This window comes from Ferroplasma acidarmanus Fer1 (genome assembly GCF_000152265.2).
Lineage (GTDB): Archaea > Thermoplasmatota > Thermoplasmata > Thermoplasmatales > Thermoplasmataceae > Ferroplasma > Ferroplasma acidiphilum.
The window spans coordinates 824,162-838,823 of sequence record NC_021592.1 but is presented as its reverse complement, the minus strand read 5'-3'; the positions used below and the strand labels follow the sequence as shown (position 1 = coordinate 838,823).

Here is a 14,662-nt window from a genome sequence, read left to right as displayed (position 1 = left end):
TAATTTTTTTAAATTGCCGGCAAACCAAGGGCAACATCTATTATAATTCCCAGCGCTAGAACTACGGAAGCATAAATATTATAATAGAATGCCTTTCCAAAATTCCCCCTGTATGCCAGTATAAAAGCAGAAAGCATTATTGCACCGTGCAGTGTGGTTGTTGCATATGACAGGATACCCAGCCTGTAAACAATATCGCCAGTAAAAGCCAGTGATACAGACAATATCTGGTTCAACCCTGCAAATTGCAGTGCCCTGTCACCAAGCAGTGTGGCAAAGCTATGCAATTTATTTTCCCTGTCATATTTTATATCCGGTATATGGTTATATAGATCAAAGCCGAGGGCCCAGAATAGTGTAGCGAGTACGAAAAACCATGGTATATGGTAAATTATGTAAACAGGTGAATGCAATCCTACCGCTGCTATAGCCCCTGCCATTACGGATAAACCCTGTATTGAGGCTATCTGGTAGTTGGCAAATGCTGTATGCCTTTTCATGTAAGGGTATGTCATGATTACCAGTGCACCCAGCGGTGATATGGAAAAGGCTATAATATTGATAAAATACGTAGAAATAAAATAACCTGCAAGTCCTATTGCTATGAGTGCATAGGCATTTTTCACGGTTATCACGCCAGTTACCAGTGGCCTTGTCATGGTTCTTGGATTTTTAGCATCTATAAACCGGTCCGCAAGGTTATCATTGGTCATTCCTGCTATCCTGACAAAAAACAGGGCGAAGAAAATCAATAAAAGCACCCTGATTGCAGGTATCTTCCTTATTGCAAGGAAAGCTCCCAGGTATGCCATGGGAAGGCTGAAGAAAGTCTGTTCCATTCTCAGGAACCTCAGTATTATGTAGAGTTTTCCCCTTTTATCCTTAGCTCCACCAGGATCCCACACCCGGCTATATTAAAGAAATATTTATAAATATTATTAAAAATTATTTAAATTCTAATTATGGTTCTATTCTAGAAATACTGGAGGATTCCCATATTACCATTCCTGAATCCGTAATAACGCATTAAAAATCCGGCCATGAGTGAATATTCTCCTCCGATGTGTGCGGAAGCTATTCCGGAATTCCATGGTTCTGTGCTTTTAATTCTTATGCCTGTTCCTTTCAAATTATCCAGAATTGTAATAAATACTGGTTTAAAATCATGGACCTTTCCACTCATATGCCTGCCTGCAAATGCCCCCTGCCTCATTGAGAGCTCACCACACTTTGCACTCCAGTCAAGTACATCGCCTATAGCATACGTATTTTCGTTCACCATTAAGTTTTTATCCACATTTATATAATTTTCAAATATATTCGGGCTGCATTCAGGCAACAAAAAATCCGGCTCTGGAGATAACGGAACGCCTGAAATCTCTAGAAATTTCCTGACCTTTGTTTCCACTTCTTTCCCCAGGAATGATAAAAAATTGCCACTGTAACCTGCACGTATTCCCGCTTTATTCAACTTTAAAATATACTGTATTAATATATAATCATCATATTCATTTTTTGAGCCAAGGTACATATTGTTGTACAGATGGCTTTTTGACATAAATTCAATCTGGCTTTCCCTATTGCATCCTGTTGAAATTACAAGCTTTTCAGGATAGTATTCATGCCTGTCTGTCTGCACATAGGGCTCCTCAATATCCACTTTCTTTATATTTTCTATTATAGGTGCCGGAACCTTCATTCTTATATCCCTGGATTTGCCATGGTACACGGAATCACGTTTTGAATCAATTATTGCCACATGTCTTTTATCCCTGATCCCATAATATGCATTAATTCCTCCGTAGCCTCCACCGAGTATAAGCACACTGTACTTTTCCATAGGGGCTTCTATTCATTATAAAGCTGTGACTTATCCTTTGAAACAAGTTCCGTATCAAGAAAATATTTTAATGATTTGCGTATAATTAAATCCAGAGTTGTCGGCGGGATATTCAATATAGCAGAGAGCTCAAGCAGGTTAATGCGCTTTGGCACATCAAAAAATCCAAGGTCATATGCTTCTTTTACAACAAAGAGGGATTGTTTGTCTACACTGGATTTTTTGTAAATATTAACGAACACATCGCTTCCTGTTTTTTCCTTCAACTTTTCTGAAAGTTCCCTTACCAGTTCCATGCTGGCTATATGCATGTTCCAGATATTGTTTCCATCTTCTATTTTCTCTTCCTGCTTATAAACGGATTTTCCGCTCTCTGAATAGTTTTTCAAAATTCCAAGCACAGGGCATTCATTTGTCGTTAATTTTATTATGAGTATATTTCCATTGTCAAATAGGGTCTCAACACCTGTTACTCCCTGGCTGGATTTTAATGATACCAAAATTTTGTCAAGATTTCCATTGTGGTAATAGATTTCTGCAATTTCATAAAGAAGCCCCTCATGCATCTCCTTTTTGATCACCCTTGAATTAATATTAAACTCAGAATATAATCCGCTAAGGGAACACCCTTCATTTTTCATCTTAACCTTGACATTCACACGATTTCACTCCTTCCACACTAAATTTGCATACTGGATAAAATGTATATTACATTAAACACTTATAAACATTATCATTTAAAAATAACAATTGTTCCCTATCATTGAATCTGTTTTACTCCTGTTATTACCGCCCATGATTTTTGAAACGAGTTTCCATCCCATTGTATACCGGATAGAAATTCATCACGTGCATTTTGGAAATACTCTAGAGATTTTTTTCCTTCAGGGGAATCAATTTCAACCGGATAAAGCCATTGTTCAAAGGATACCCTCCTGCTGTATACCTTATATTTTAAACCGGTAAATCCAGCCCGGGAAAGAATTCGAATCCATCCGTCTGTGGATGCTGCATACATGTGGGAACTATCTCTTATTCTCTCAACTTCATTCAGGTCATTGATTATGCTATCAGGGACGGTCATATCGTCTATGCCTATCATTCCATTTGCCTTTAAAACTCTAAAAGCCTCAGATGCAAATTCATCTTTATCATCGAAATGGTGTGCAGCCCTTCTGCATGTTACAATATCAAACTTTTCGTTTTCAAAGGGCATGGAGTCTACATAGCCTTTTACAGGGAATACATTATGCAACCCGTTTTCTTCAGCCAGTTTTGCAGTTTCAAGTAGCATATTGTCAACCATATCAAGGGCGTAAACCTTCTCTATTTTCTTTGCCAATCTTATGGCTGTAAACCCTGATCCTGTGGCAGCATCAAGCCCGATCATGCCTGCCTGTGGAGATAGCATTTCCATAAGGATATCAAGGTCCCTATCCTTTGCATGGGACTGGCTTTTAGCATAATTTTCAGAATTTTTGGAAAAGAATTCTTTTGTATTGCTATACTTATCCATGAATAATTATATCCAATAACTATTTAAGGTGTCTGATAGGGCTTTTCCTGAAGAGCCGGTTAAAACCTGCATGGATTTTTAAGTAACAGCATGGAAATAAAACAATAATGCGGAGAGTGGGATTTGAACCCACGAATCCCTACGGAAATGGACCCTAAATCCATCGCCTTTTCCTAGCTCGGCAATCTCCGCGTAAACTGTATTATGGAATTTTATATATAACTTTTTAAAACAAAATACTAATATGCATCATTTATACTGAACCTTATGATTAAACCAGATGATTCCGTTATAGTACTTGTCAACTACAATACAGAATTTTTCCGGAATTGCTTCAGCAAGATGGAGTTTTTAATGGGCATGGATTACATTAACAATTTCATCGATAAATATAAAATTCCGGTTATATTTACAGAAAGGGAATTGAATTACTCTGTGGAAAATCCAGAACTTCTTAAACTCCGGAACCGCAAGGAGGAAAACAGGATGAAAAATATGGCTCCCTCATCGGATTACGATAAAGGTTTTATCGAGGAATTTAATAAAAAAATAAAGGTAAATAATACAGTAAAAACATGGAAGGAAGATATATTCTACCGGAGTAGCCTGGAAGAAGAGATAAGCAAAACCGGGCGCAGGTCCATCTTTCTCGGGGGATTCTTCACAGATACAGATATATTTATAAGTTCAGCGAACGCAAATATCAGGGAATTCAATACCATAGTTGTATCTGATATTACATCCACATATTCTGAAAGGCTGTACTTCCAGAGCCTGGAAATGATAAGCCAGTTCGTGGATGTCACTGACACAAGGGACCTGGAACAGTATTATCCGGTATGATTATATACAGGCAATTAGAAACTGTTTTAAGTATATTAGATATGATAGTTTATGCTTGAACAATTATTTAAACCAAAAAGTATAGCTGTTGTCGGTGCTTCATCTGACAGCCTTAAGGTTGGAAATATCATATTAAGGAATATAACATCATCATTTTCGGGAAAGGTTTATCCGGTGAACAATAAAACTGCCAGCATTGATGGATTGACGGCATATAAAAGCCTTATAGATATAAAGGAAAGTGTTGACCTGGTAGTTATAGTGGTGCCAAGGGATGCCGTACCCGGCGTAATGAAAGATGCGGCTACAATAAAGGCAGGGGCAGCAGTAATTATAACCTCCGGATTTAAGGAAACTGACCAGCATGGAGCAGAACTTGAAGACCAGATAATGGCAATTGCAAAGGAGAGTGGAATAAGGGTTCTTGGCCCGAATACAATAGGGCTTATAACGCCGGATGTCAATGCAACATTTGCATTTGCCGATGTGAAAAGGGGAAAAGCTGCACTGGTTGCACAGAGCGGTGGCCTCGGTGTTTATATGTTAAACTGGGCACAGGAATCCAATGTTGGCATAAGTTATTTCATCAGCCTTGGAAATCAGGCCGACGTGGATGAAACAGATGCTTTTCAATTCTTATCAACCGATGTGGAAACAAGGGCAATTTTCTCATATGTGGAAGGTGTTTCTTCCGGCCAGAAGTTCCTATCAACTTTGCCAGATGTCATAAAGCGCAAACCCATAATATTCCTGAAGGGCGGAATGGGCAAAACCGGTGCAGCTGCGGTAAAGACACACACAGGAAGCGTTGCCGGGTCAATGGATATATTCCGCGCAGCTGTAAGGACAGTAGGCGGAATATTTGTGGATAATATAGAAGATATGCTTAACCTGGCGAAAATTGTACTGTCATCAGAACCTGTTTCCAGTGATATACTTATTATTACAAATTCTGGAGGGCACGGCGTATTGACAACAGATGCCATAGATAAGGAAGGGCTTAATGAAATAGAATTGCCTGAAAGGGTAAAACATGATTTGCTCAGTGTAATGCCGGAACAGAGCACACCGAGGAATCCTATAGATTTATCAGGTGATGCCAACTATGACAGGTACAATAAAGCAATGGGAATAATAAAAGACCTTGACTGCACAAAAATAGTTATAGTCCAGTCACTTCCAATGGTTTCCTGTTCAGATGTTGCAAAATCAATAGTAAATTATCGTGGAAAGGGTGTGATAGGGGTAACAATGGGGCTTGACCAGAATGCAGCATCTAAACTGCTGGACTCTGTTTCCATACCGGCTTTCATCTTCCCTGAGGATGCGGTGAGATCTATCAAGTATATGGTTGAACGCCCAAATCCGGTAAAAAAAATCCGCACAGCTGAGCCCATTAACCAGGCAAGGGAACTTGTAAAGGGAAAAAATTACATAAAGGATTTCGAAGCAATGCAGCTAATGGAAATATATGGAATACGGACTCCTGCATATGCAATTGCAGAAAATGCAAAGGAAGCTGTGGAAAAATCAACAGCTGTTGGATACCCACTTGTTATGAAAATATCGCCTGATACGCCTGTACATAAAACAGATGTAAAAGGGGTTATAATGAACGTTGAAAAGGATACAGTTGAAAGTTCATTTACCGAATTGAATTATCCAAGGACAATCATGCAGGCACAGATATCCGGCGCTGAAATATTCGTTGGTGGAATAAAAGACCCTGTATTCGGGCCCGCAATAGTGGTTGGAATAGGTGGAATCTATATGGAGGTAATAAAAAGCCTTAGCTATGGAATTTGCCCTGTATCGGAGGATGAAGCGTACCAGATGATGAAAGACAGCAAAGTACTGGGCATGCTAACATCAAGAAACAGGGATTATGATATAAATAGCACCGTGAGGGCCATATCGAAACTATCCAACATGCTTATCGATCTTGATATAAAGGAAATGGACATAAACCCGCTTATTGTCAACGAAAAGGGCGCATTTGCCGTAGATGTGAGAATAGTACTCTAAATTTATCTATAAAATGAAATTATCATTCCGGCAAGGAATATAATTCCAATAAATGAATTTGCGTTGAAGAACGATACCTTTATTGTTTTTAAATTGGATGGATTTACAACTATATGCTGGTATATTATCAATGCTACAATAGGCACCAGCAAAATATCATAGTAAATATTCTTCACTATGAATGCTATGAAAATAAAAAGGGCTATTGTAAATATGTGGAAAAGTGATGATATTATCATGCCATTCTTCAAGCCATATTTGACATTCAGGGTTTTCAGGTTATTTGCTCTGTCATAATCTATATCGGGAATTGTATATATTATATCAAATCCAGCAATCCAGAACGTTGAGATAAGGACAACAAGGTATATTATTAATGGCGGTGCAACCGGTGTTATTGCGAGGAAACCTCCCAGGACGCCCAGGCCAATAGTTAAGCCCATGAATAGATGGCGCCATGATGTTACCCTCTTCATAAGAGGGTCTGCAATAAAGAATAGTATTACAACAGGTGAAAGTGCAAGGACAACCCGGTTCAAAAAGTATGTTGAAACCTCGAATATTGCTATTAACAGCAATGTCAACGCATATGCATCAATTTTTTTCATTTTGCCTGTTACTAGTGCCCAGTTTTTCTTTCTTGGGTTAGTTTTATCATATTTCAGGCCCATTATCCTGTTAATGGACATGCCGGCACCCCTTGCACTTGTTGCGGTGATAAATATTATTATATATTTAACAAAGTCATAGCTGCCTCCAGAAGCTATTATAGCGCCTGCATAAATAAATGGCAGATCGAAAAGCGTATGTTCCAGTTTTATAAACTCAGCTATATCCCTGAACTTCATTTATCACCACATACAAAAAAGGTTTATTAATAATACTTTTAATCGTCTTTGTACATTGTGTCTGTATCCTCCCCTCCCTGGAAGAAATCAGACATGCCTGTATAAATATCCTCAAAACCGAATGAATCCTTTGAGGACACAGGAATAATTTTGTTTATTATATCTGAATCTTTCAGGGCGGTTATGACGTTCAAAAAATAATCCTTTACACTGTCAGTATTTTCATCCCTGAAACTGTCATATAATAGATCAGGGTTTTCTTCCCAGCCAGTTATTTCCTTTACCTTGTCTTCGCCTATTAAGTCTATTTTGTTAAGCACAAACATCATGGGGACAAAAAACCGTGAATACACAGAACCGAAAAGCATCTTTTCAGATATGAATCCAGAAGGTGTCTGTGAAACCATAGAATCCGCTATGAAGGCTATCATGGCTTTCTCGCCTGCAAGTGATTTTACCAGCAGCGGGCTTCCCGGCCTGAATGTGAAAAGCTCTATCTGCCCGGGCGTGTCAAAAATAACATAGTAATCGTCATATAACTCTAATTTTGACTTTATCTTATCTACATTGTCCAGCAAAAGGTCAGCAGCAACCACCTGTGCTCCATTTGGCCCCAGTGAATATGCAGACATAACCTCATTTAGCGATATAAATCCTCTGATGTCTATATCCGGCTCATATGGCAAATATTCTGCACCCGGATCAAGATTAACTATTATGGCATCGTAGTCATTCTGCACCAGCCAATCCTTATACGCCCCGCAGAATGTTGATTTTCCAGTCCCAGCCGGGCCTGTAACAAATAATGACCCTATCATAGCTCTCTATTGCTTGTATTTATTTAAATGATTCCAGTGTAGTTTCCTCAACCTTAACAGGTTCAGCAACATCAAAGGTGTTGTCAATGGAATCTATGAGCCTCCTGATCTGGTACTGGAGGTATATGGGCAAATTATACTCATCCATAACCTTTTCTGTCTCTTTCAGGTATTTTATAATGCTTCCGTGGTGGATTGTTAGTATTATGTTGTCAGAACCGCACTTTAGGCATTTCCCGGAAAGTGGCACACGGCGGAATTTTGTGTTGCATTTAGTGCACCTGAATTCCTGAGTGAAAAAGCTCCTCATGTTCCCAAACATATCTGGCAGGAAATGGGATGATATTACCCTGGCGGCTACGTCATTTTCATCAACCGATACTAGTTTGGTTGCCAATCCCAGCTGTTTTTCAATTTTTTCCTGCATTGAATCTATGGATTTATATGCAGACATAAGCACTCCCGCATTAAGGTTCGCTGTATCAAATGAGAATCCTGAATCTGTGTATATTCCCTGTGTTTGAATCTTTGATTTCATCGTAAGCATTATAGATTCAATCTTTGAAGGTGGCAAACCTTTTTCAGTAGCTTCATAAAATTCAAGTGGATATTTCCAGAGTGTATCAACGTTCATTGCTTCCTTGTCCACCTCTTCCGGATCCAGGAATGCACTGAGTACAAGTGGCGCATCCATCAATCCGCCCGTAGTTGAGGGAAGGAAATCCTTTGAAAAGTCAAGTAGCCCTTCAAGCAGGAGCATAATGCTGTCTTCATCGCCGTCGCAGTTCCTTCTCTTTGCGGCATGGTAAAATGGATGGGCATAGCAACCGCTAACCTTTGAAAATCCTATTATTCTGGATACAATGCCGCCAGACGTATGTGGTGCCAGCCCTATAACCAGTTCGCCTATGAGGTCATCTATGCTATGGCATGAGTAATATGGCTGCAAATTGTAATACCTGACAAGCATGTCATCAACAAAATTTGCAACATTCAGCAAATACTTTGCCGAATCTTCCGGTATTATAATATCCTGTGGATATATTTCATTTAACTCCCGGTCAGGGTACCCGAGTTCTATTAATTGTTCAGACGCAAGGTTAAGTTCACTTTTTTTGAAATGTGTTATTGGAATATCGGACATATCATATCTGCATGTTCCATCCTTGTTTATGCTTATATCATGTATTGATCGTAAAATTCCCTTTTCCATAGGTTCAACAGCACAGTTTCTGGACATTAATTTCTTGACCCCTTTCAGATCCTTTACCTGATCGGGCTTGATGTTAAGCCTGGATTCGGCTCTTTCAAGCACCATGCTCAAATCTATATTCATTTTCTTTAAACGTTTCTGATTATACGTAACCGAACCACAGTTTTCACAGACCGTCAATGGTGTTTCATTTCCGCAGTTTTTGCATACCCTTTCATTTAATTCTATTGAATATTCACTTTTGTTCTTTGCAGCATTCAATATTGAACGCCTGTTGTCGCCATAATTGAGGATCGGGAATAATGAATGGACTTTTGGCTTCATTTTTCTGTCCCCAGCTTTTTCCGGCCTCCCCAGCCTTGCCCCGACACGGATAGGCGACCTGGCTTTTACGTTTATTCCCGATAGCTCGTTCACAGCTTCAAGAACGTTGTGTGAACTGTATGACCCGGTTTTAACCGGTATGTTATTTTCAATGGAAAATCCGGTGCATACGAGGAGAGGATAGTACTCAGCGATTTCCAGCGAACCGGAAATCGGTTTAAATTCAATTCCCAGCTTAATAAGTATATCCTGTGCATCGGTGTCAATATAGAGATTGCCATCATGCAGCCTTGACCTTTCAAGCACAGATATAAGGGAATTTAATTCATCCTCTGTTATGTCATGCCAGTAATAATCAAATTCAGGGTACAATGGTATTCCATATTTTTTCGATATTTCAATAGCTTCAAACTGATCAGGCTTTTTTTCCATGTACTTCTGTAAATCGCCTTTAAGGTAGTATGACCACCATTCCACTGTAAAAGGGGATGTAACCAGGTTTTTGTTATTTTCCAGAAAATCTCCATAGGCAATCAGTATTTCCCCCAGATCGGTTATTTCAGCTACCTCATCCTTTACTAATATTGCCTCTTCAATAGTCTTAATTTTTCTGTGCTCGCCACTCTTTAACAGTACTGTAGGCCCGTCAATGGTATCACAGGGAGTTATGGCTGCAGCTTTGCCAGGGAGCTCCACCTTTATCTGCGAACCAATTGCTATGAATTCGTCAACAATATACATTGAAACAGGGTTAATTGAAGCAGCAGCAAGCCCTGAAAGCCTTGACCTTCCATATCTGAGCCTGAACCCGCCGGGCCGGTTTGGATATCCAAAAACAGGCCTGCCTGCAATAATATCACGGAGATATTTCTGGGAATTGTCTCCTTTTTCTTCCTTTTTGTTTTTGCCTATGTTCTCAAGTATATTCCATTCTTCCATTTTCATAAGGCTTGTGTATTTCAACACTTTCCTGGATTTCTGGATAAGCCCTTCACAGAGGACAAGGCACATTCCCCCGCGTATACGGTTTGTTGGTATTCTTCTCATATCCCTGTGCCCGGATATTTCTTCTTCCTCACTGCCTTCGCCATCTATCATTACAGGTGAATTGCCTATTACCAGGCGTATTTCCTCTGGAGTGGGAAGATACTGCAGGTGCTTTGACCTGTTGTATGCCTGTATTTCTTCAATATAACGCTCTATCTCTTCATCAGTAGCCTTAAAACTTCCTATGTTCAGCTCCCTGCGCACAATATCTGCCATGAGTACACTCAATGCCTGGGCAGTGCCACCGGCGCTTCTTATTGGTCCAGAATAAACAATATCCACATATTCAGTTCCATCATCATTGGAAACAATATCTACAGTTTTAATGCCCTCGAGAGGGGCAACCAGTATTCCCTCGGTAAGTATTGCAAGGCCAACACGGACAGATTTTTCCAGTGCCAGCCTTCTATCATCTTTTAATCTTTCTGCAACCTTCCGGGATATGGCCAGTGAGACCTCCTCCCTTGACATGGTCTTGCTAAGTTCCCTGATATCATCTGCTATTCCATCAATCTGTATTAATTTTTCAACCCTTTCTGCCATATCATTTGCAAGTGGAATTTCAACTTCTGTTGAAACATCCTTGCCAAGGGAACGTGCTTCTTCAGCAATTTGATAGCACTCACTTACCTTATTTTCAAGTATTTTATTATATTTATCAAGGTTGTGGTCTATCATCTTATGCTTTAAGCAGGTCGCTCAATAATAACTTATCCATCAGCGATGATTTTATTTTTATTTGCTGTTTCATATATGCATCCATAGCGTTTATTTCCTTAGATAAGATCTTATTGAAAACATCGGAACTTACCGTTACGGTAATGTCAGCATCTATCTTTCCTTCCTGTGGCTCTGTAATATGGCCGTTTTCAACTTTGAAATAATAGGAATCCTTATCATCGAATACTATGTCAATGCTTTTTGTTATGCTCTGCAGCTTCTTTGCATACGTCTGGTCACTTGCTATCTTATCGTTCAATTTCTTTACCAAATTATTCAGCACTTCTTTCATAAACTTTACCTCTTTTTTCTTTTCTGTACTCCAGTGATTTTTTTATAAAATATAAATGTACCCTTGAGGGATTTAACGGTCTGGATTGGAATTCTGCATGGTACTGTGTTGCTATATAGTTATCCCTGTCATTTAACTCCAGAATCTCCATCCTTATACCTTCTTCATCAGTTCCTGAGAAAACTGCACCAGCATTTTCAAGACGTTTTATATAAGCCGGATTTACCTCAAATCTATGCCTGTGCCTCTCACTTATCTTTTCAGACTTATACAGGTCATATGCCAGTGTCCCTTTCTTTATTATAACTGGCTTGGCTCCGAGCCTCATAGTCCCCCCGAGGTCCTTTATATTTTTCTGTTCCGGCAATATGTCAATAACAGGATTGACCGTATCGGGCTCAAATTCAGTGCTATTTGCATTATCAAGCCCTATAAGATCCCTTGAAAGTTCTATTACTGCCGCCTGGAAGCCAAGGCATATGCCCAGATAGGGCACGTGGTTTTCCCTGGCATATCTTGCAGCAATAATTTTTCCCTCAACGCCACGGTAACCGAAGCCCCCAGGAATTAATATCCCATCAATGTCTTCCAGCTGTTCCTTGCTTCTGACAAGGTCATCTGAATCAATCCATTTTATATTTACCTTAATCCCTGTGTTTCCGGTAACGTGTGAAAATGCTTCTTTGTGGCTTATATAGGCATCCTGCATATCTACATATTTCCCTATAAGCCCTATAGTTACCTCAGCAGACGGGTTTTCAATGTTTTCAGTGAATTTTTTAAGTGTATAATTCAGTGTATGGTCATCAAAGCCAAATATTTCCCTTGTGTATTCCAGAATTCCCTGGTTTTCCAGGACCATTGGCACCATATATACGTTGGACACATCGTAAACGCTGATTATTCCTTTTTCCTCCACATCTGTAAAGAGCGAGATTTTCTTTATTGAATCTTCATTGAGAATATGCTGTGACCTGCAGAACAATATATCAGGCTGGATACCTATTGCCCTGAGCTCTTTAACGCTGTGCTGTGTAGGTTTTGTTTTCTGTTCCTGCCCGGATTCCGGCACCAGTGTTACATGGCCAAAAATTACAGAATCGTGCCTGTCAGATTTCATCTGCCTCAATGCCTCAAGAAATGGCATGGATTCTATATCGCCTACTGTGCCACCAACCTCTATAAGAGTTATGTCATAGCCATCAGCCGCCTTCCTTATGCGGTTTTTTATCTCGTTCGTAATATGTGGTATAATCTGTACTGTACTTCCAAGATAATCGCCACGCCTTTCCTTTTCTATAACCTCTTTATATATCTTCCCTGTAGTTATGTTATTCCCTGAGGAAAGATTTGTATCAAGGAATCTTTCATAATTTCCAAGGTCAAGGTCAACTTCCCCTCCATCATTGAGGACAAATACTTCCCCATGCTGGTACGGATTCATTGTTCCCGCGTCATAATTGAGGTATGGGTCAATTTTTATATTGGTAACTTTGAACCCGCTGTTCTTTAAAAGATATGATAAGCCGGATGTAATTGTACCTTTGCCTAATCCGGAAATAACTCCTCCCGTTATTACAATATAATGCATTATTCTATAGTAAAAATCGTTTAATAAATCTTTTCATTGAATGGAATTCATATAATTCAATTAACTTCTTAAATTTTGAAAATTAACATTATATTATTGATAATTTCCGTATAAAACACATAAAAATTATTAGTTTCAAATATAATGATATAAAAATTATACTCAGAAATAAATCTTATTCTGAAATATCCTCAAGATTCCTCCTTGAAACCTTTGTTCCACCGATCAATATAAGAAGACCGGCAACTAACCCTGTGATTCCAATGAAGGTGAAGCCAAATGCCCAGGAATATGTTGCTACAAGTATCGGAAGCAATATGGCTCCAAGAGCTCCCCCTCCATGCCCTATTCCATCGGTTATTCCGAATCCAGAGCTTCTTGCCCTTGTGGGGTAATTTTCAGCGGTAAATGTATAAGCTACCTGAAGGTACATACCGAGACCCATTGCTCCAAGGAAAGACCCAAAATACAGAAGGTCGGTCATTCTGGTGGCCATAGATATCATGCCAAGGAACCATACAACTGTTGCGGCGAATATAACATGTTTTCTCTCATATTTATCGGAAGTATAAAGCATTATTAATGCACCTGCAGGATATCCTATTATTGCACCTATTGCAATGTATAGAATGGCGGCAGCCTCTGAAAACCCTATGCTCTCAAGCAATGATGCAGCGTCTCCCAGGAATGCGTAATTTCCGATATACCACAGAAACCATACTGCTATTAATAAAACCATTCTGCCTGTATAAGGTTTCTTGAACAGGTATAGTGTTGGGAATTTTGGCTCTTCCACAACAACATTCTCTGGATGTGGCTCTGGCAATTCACCTATTTTCTTTTTAGCAGTGGCTTCCATCATCTCCAGCACCTTTTCTGCTTTTTCCAGATTATGCCCCTTTGTCGCCAGCCATCTTGGCGATTCTGGCAACTCTGTTCTTAGAAATACTGCAATGAAGGCTATTATTGCCCCTATTCCGAATAGCCAGCGCCATCCTGTCGGAAATGCCGGTACCAGGAAATAGCCTATAAAAGGAGTCACAGCCTGCCCGAATATTCCGATCAGGAAGGTCAATACAGTTATTTTACCCCTTACTGCAGCAGGTGCAAATTCAGTGATATAAATGGATACAAGGTTCAGGTCAGCACCCAATCCTATTCCAGTTATAAATCTGAAAATTGTTAATTCAGGCACATTAAAAGACAATGCATCTCCCAGAGACCCTATTGCTGTGAGCGCCATGGTTAGAATCATTGATCTATATCTTCCGAATACATCGGCAAGGCTTCCTATCAGGTATGAGCCAATTGCATAACCTATTAGCCCCACTGACAGGGCTATAAACAGTATTATAGATCCATGCAGGTTGAACTGCTGGTCTATTGCAGGCATTGCAAGCCCTATATCAGATATATCATAGAATGTAAAAAAATATCCCAATCCTATAATTCCAAGGAAAGCCGTTGGTAAAGACCACACAGGAATCCTGTTTGTCCTGGCTATAATATCCTTAACTTTATCGAGGTTTTCTACCATTCGAGTTGATTTTTCTATTATATTAATACTTTGTTAATGACGAATTAA

The 14,662-nt window shown here is 39.4% G+C and carries 12 protein-coding genes and 1 tRNA gene; 2 read left to right on the top strand and 11 right to left on the bottom strand.

Annotated features, from left to right (window positions below; genetic code table 11):
* Positions 1–8 precede the first annotated feature (8 nt).
* From FACI_RS04155 to FACI_RS04135, 5 genes are all read right to left on the bottom strand, one after another.
* A complete protein-coding gene (locus FACI_RS04155) occupies positions 9–905 on the bottom strand; it encodes a 4-hydroxybenzoate octaprenyltransferase (RefSeq protein WP_009886874.1) in 897 nt (298 codons plus the stop codon).
* A 68-nt stretch (positions 906–973) separates the two neighbouring features.
* Positions 974–1,840: a hypothetical protein gene (locus FACI_RS04150; RefSeq protein WP_009886873.1), complete on the bottom strand. Its 867-nt coding sequence runs from the start codon at positions 1,838–1,840 to the stop codon at positions 974–976.
* Positions 1,841–1,848: 8 nt separating this feature from the next.
* Positions 1,849–2,499 (bottom strand): helix-turn-helix domain-containing protein, encoded by a 651-nt coding sequence (locus FACI_RS04145; RefSeq protein ID WP_019841514.1) that lies wholly within the window; start codon positions 2,497–2,499, stop codon positions 1,849–1,851.
* A gap of 101 nt (positions 2,500–2,600) precedes the next feature.
* Positions 2,601–3,356, bottom strand: coding sequence for a class I SAM-dependent methyltransferase (locus tag FACI_RS09760; protein WP_009886871.1), 756 nt, complete (start codon positions 3,354–3,356; stop codon positions 2,601–2,603).
* 108 nt (positions 3,357–3,464) lie between these two features.
* Positions 3,465–3,548 (bottom strand) — tRNA-Leu (locus FACI_RS04135).
* A gap of 75 nt (positions 3,549–3,623) precedes the next feature.
* On the opposite strand from FACI_RS04135, the gene FACI_RS04130 reads away from it, so the two are divergent.
* Together FACI_RS04130 and FACI_RS04125 are read left to right on the top strand one after the other, a co-directional pair.
* Positions 3,624–4,199: an isochorismatase family protein gene (locus tag FACI_RS04130; protein ID WP_009886870.1), complete on the top strand. Its 576-nt coding sequence runs from the start codon at positions 3,624–3,626 to the stop codon at positions 4,197–4,199.
* 51 nt (positions 4,200–4,250) lie between these two features.
* Positions 4,251–6,224: an acetate--CoA ligase family protein gene (locus FACI_RS04125; protein WP_009886869.1), complete on the top strand. Its 1,974-nt coding sequence runs from the start codon at positions 4,251–4,253 to the stop codon at positions 6,222–6,224.
* A gap of 2 nt (positions 6,225–6,226) precedes the next feature.
* Here the strand turns inward: FACI_RS04125 and FACI_RS04120 are convergent, their stop codons facing one another.
* From FACI_RS04120 to FACI_RS04095, 6 genes are all read right to left on the bottom strand, one after another.
* A complete protein-coding gene (locus tag FACI_RS04120) occupies positions 6,227–7,072 on the bottom strand; it encodes a UbiA-like polyprenyltransferase (RefSeq protein WP_009886868.1) in 846 nt (281 codons plus the stop codon).
* A 38-nt stretch (positions 7,073–7,110) separates the two neighbouring features.
* On the bottom strand, positions 7,111–7,890 hold the full coding sequence (locus FACI_RS04115; RefSeq protein WP_009886867.1) for an ATP/GTP-binding protein: 780 nt from the start codon (positions 7,888–7,890) through the stop codon (positions 7,111–7,113).
* Between the two features lie 19 nt (positions 7,891–7,909).
* The gene (locus FACI_RS04110; RefSeq protein ID WP_009886866.1) at positions 7,910–11,152 is read right to left on the bottom strand and encodes a DNA polymerase II large subunit; all 3,243 of its coding nucleotides are present in this window, start codon (positions 11,150–11,152) and stop codon (positions 7,910–7,912) included.
* A 1-nt stretch (position 11,153) separates the two neighbouring features.
* On the bottom strand, positions 11,154–11,486 hold the full coding sequence (locus FACI_RS04105; RefSeq protein ID WP_009886865.1) for an SCP2 sterol-binding domain-containing protein: 333 nt from the start codon (positions 11,484–11,486) through the stop codon (positions 11,154–11,156).
* Complete coding sequence (gene pyrG, locus FACI_RS04100) at positions 11,467–13,080, bottom strand: glutamine hydrolyzing CTP synthase (RefSeq protein ID WP_187288970.1); 1,614 nt, start codon at positions 13,078–13,080, stop codon at positions 11,467–11,469. The genes FACI_RS04105 and pyrG overlap by 20 nt, the downstream gene beginning before the upstream one ends.
* Positions 13,081–13,252: 172 nt before the next feature.
* Entirely contained in the window at positions 13,253–14,614 is a 1,362-nt protein-coding gene (locus FACI_RS04095; RefSeq protein WP_009886863.1) for an MFS transporter, read from the bottom strand.
* Between the last annotated feature and the right edge of the window lie 48 nt (positions 14,615–14,662).

Coding starts and splice junctions, on each gene's coding strand:
- FACI_RS04150 (WP_009886873.1), bottom strand. CDS start 1,840: ATGGAAAAGTACAGTGTGCTTATACTCGGTGGAGGCTACGGAGGAATT.
- FACI_RS09760 (WP_009886871.1), bottom strand. CDS start 3,356: ATGGATAAGTATAGCAATACAAAAGAATTCTTTTCCAAAAATTCTGAA.
- FACI_RS04130 (WP_009886870.1), top strand. CDS start 3,624: ATGATTAAACCAGATGATTCCGTTATAGTACTTGTCAACTACAATACA.
- FACI_RS04125 (WP_009886869.1), top strand. CDS start 4,251: ATGCTTGAACAATTATTTAAACCAAAAAGTATAGCTGTTGTCGGTGCT.
- FACI_RS04120 (WP_009886868.1), bottom strand. CDS start 7,072: ATGAAGTTCAGGGATATAGCTGAGTTTATAAAACTGGAACATACGCTT.
- FACI_RS04115 (WP_009886867.1), bottom strand. CDS start 7,890: ATGATAGGGTCATTATTTGTTACAGGCCCGGCTGGGACTGGAAAATCA.
- FACI_RS04110 (WP_009886866.1), bottom strand. CDS start 11,152: ATGATAGACCACAACCTTGATAAATATAATAAAATACTTGAAAATAAG.
- FACI_RS04105 (WP_009886865.1), bottom strand. CDS start 11,486: ATGAAAGAAGTGCTGAATAATTTGGTAAAGAAATTGAACGATAAGATA.
- FACI_RS04095 (WP_009886863.1), bottom strand. CDS start 14,614: ATGGTAGAAAACCTCGATAAAGTTAAGGATATTATAGCCAGGACAAAC.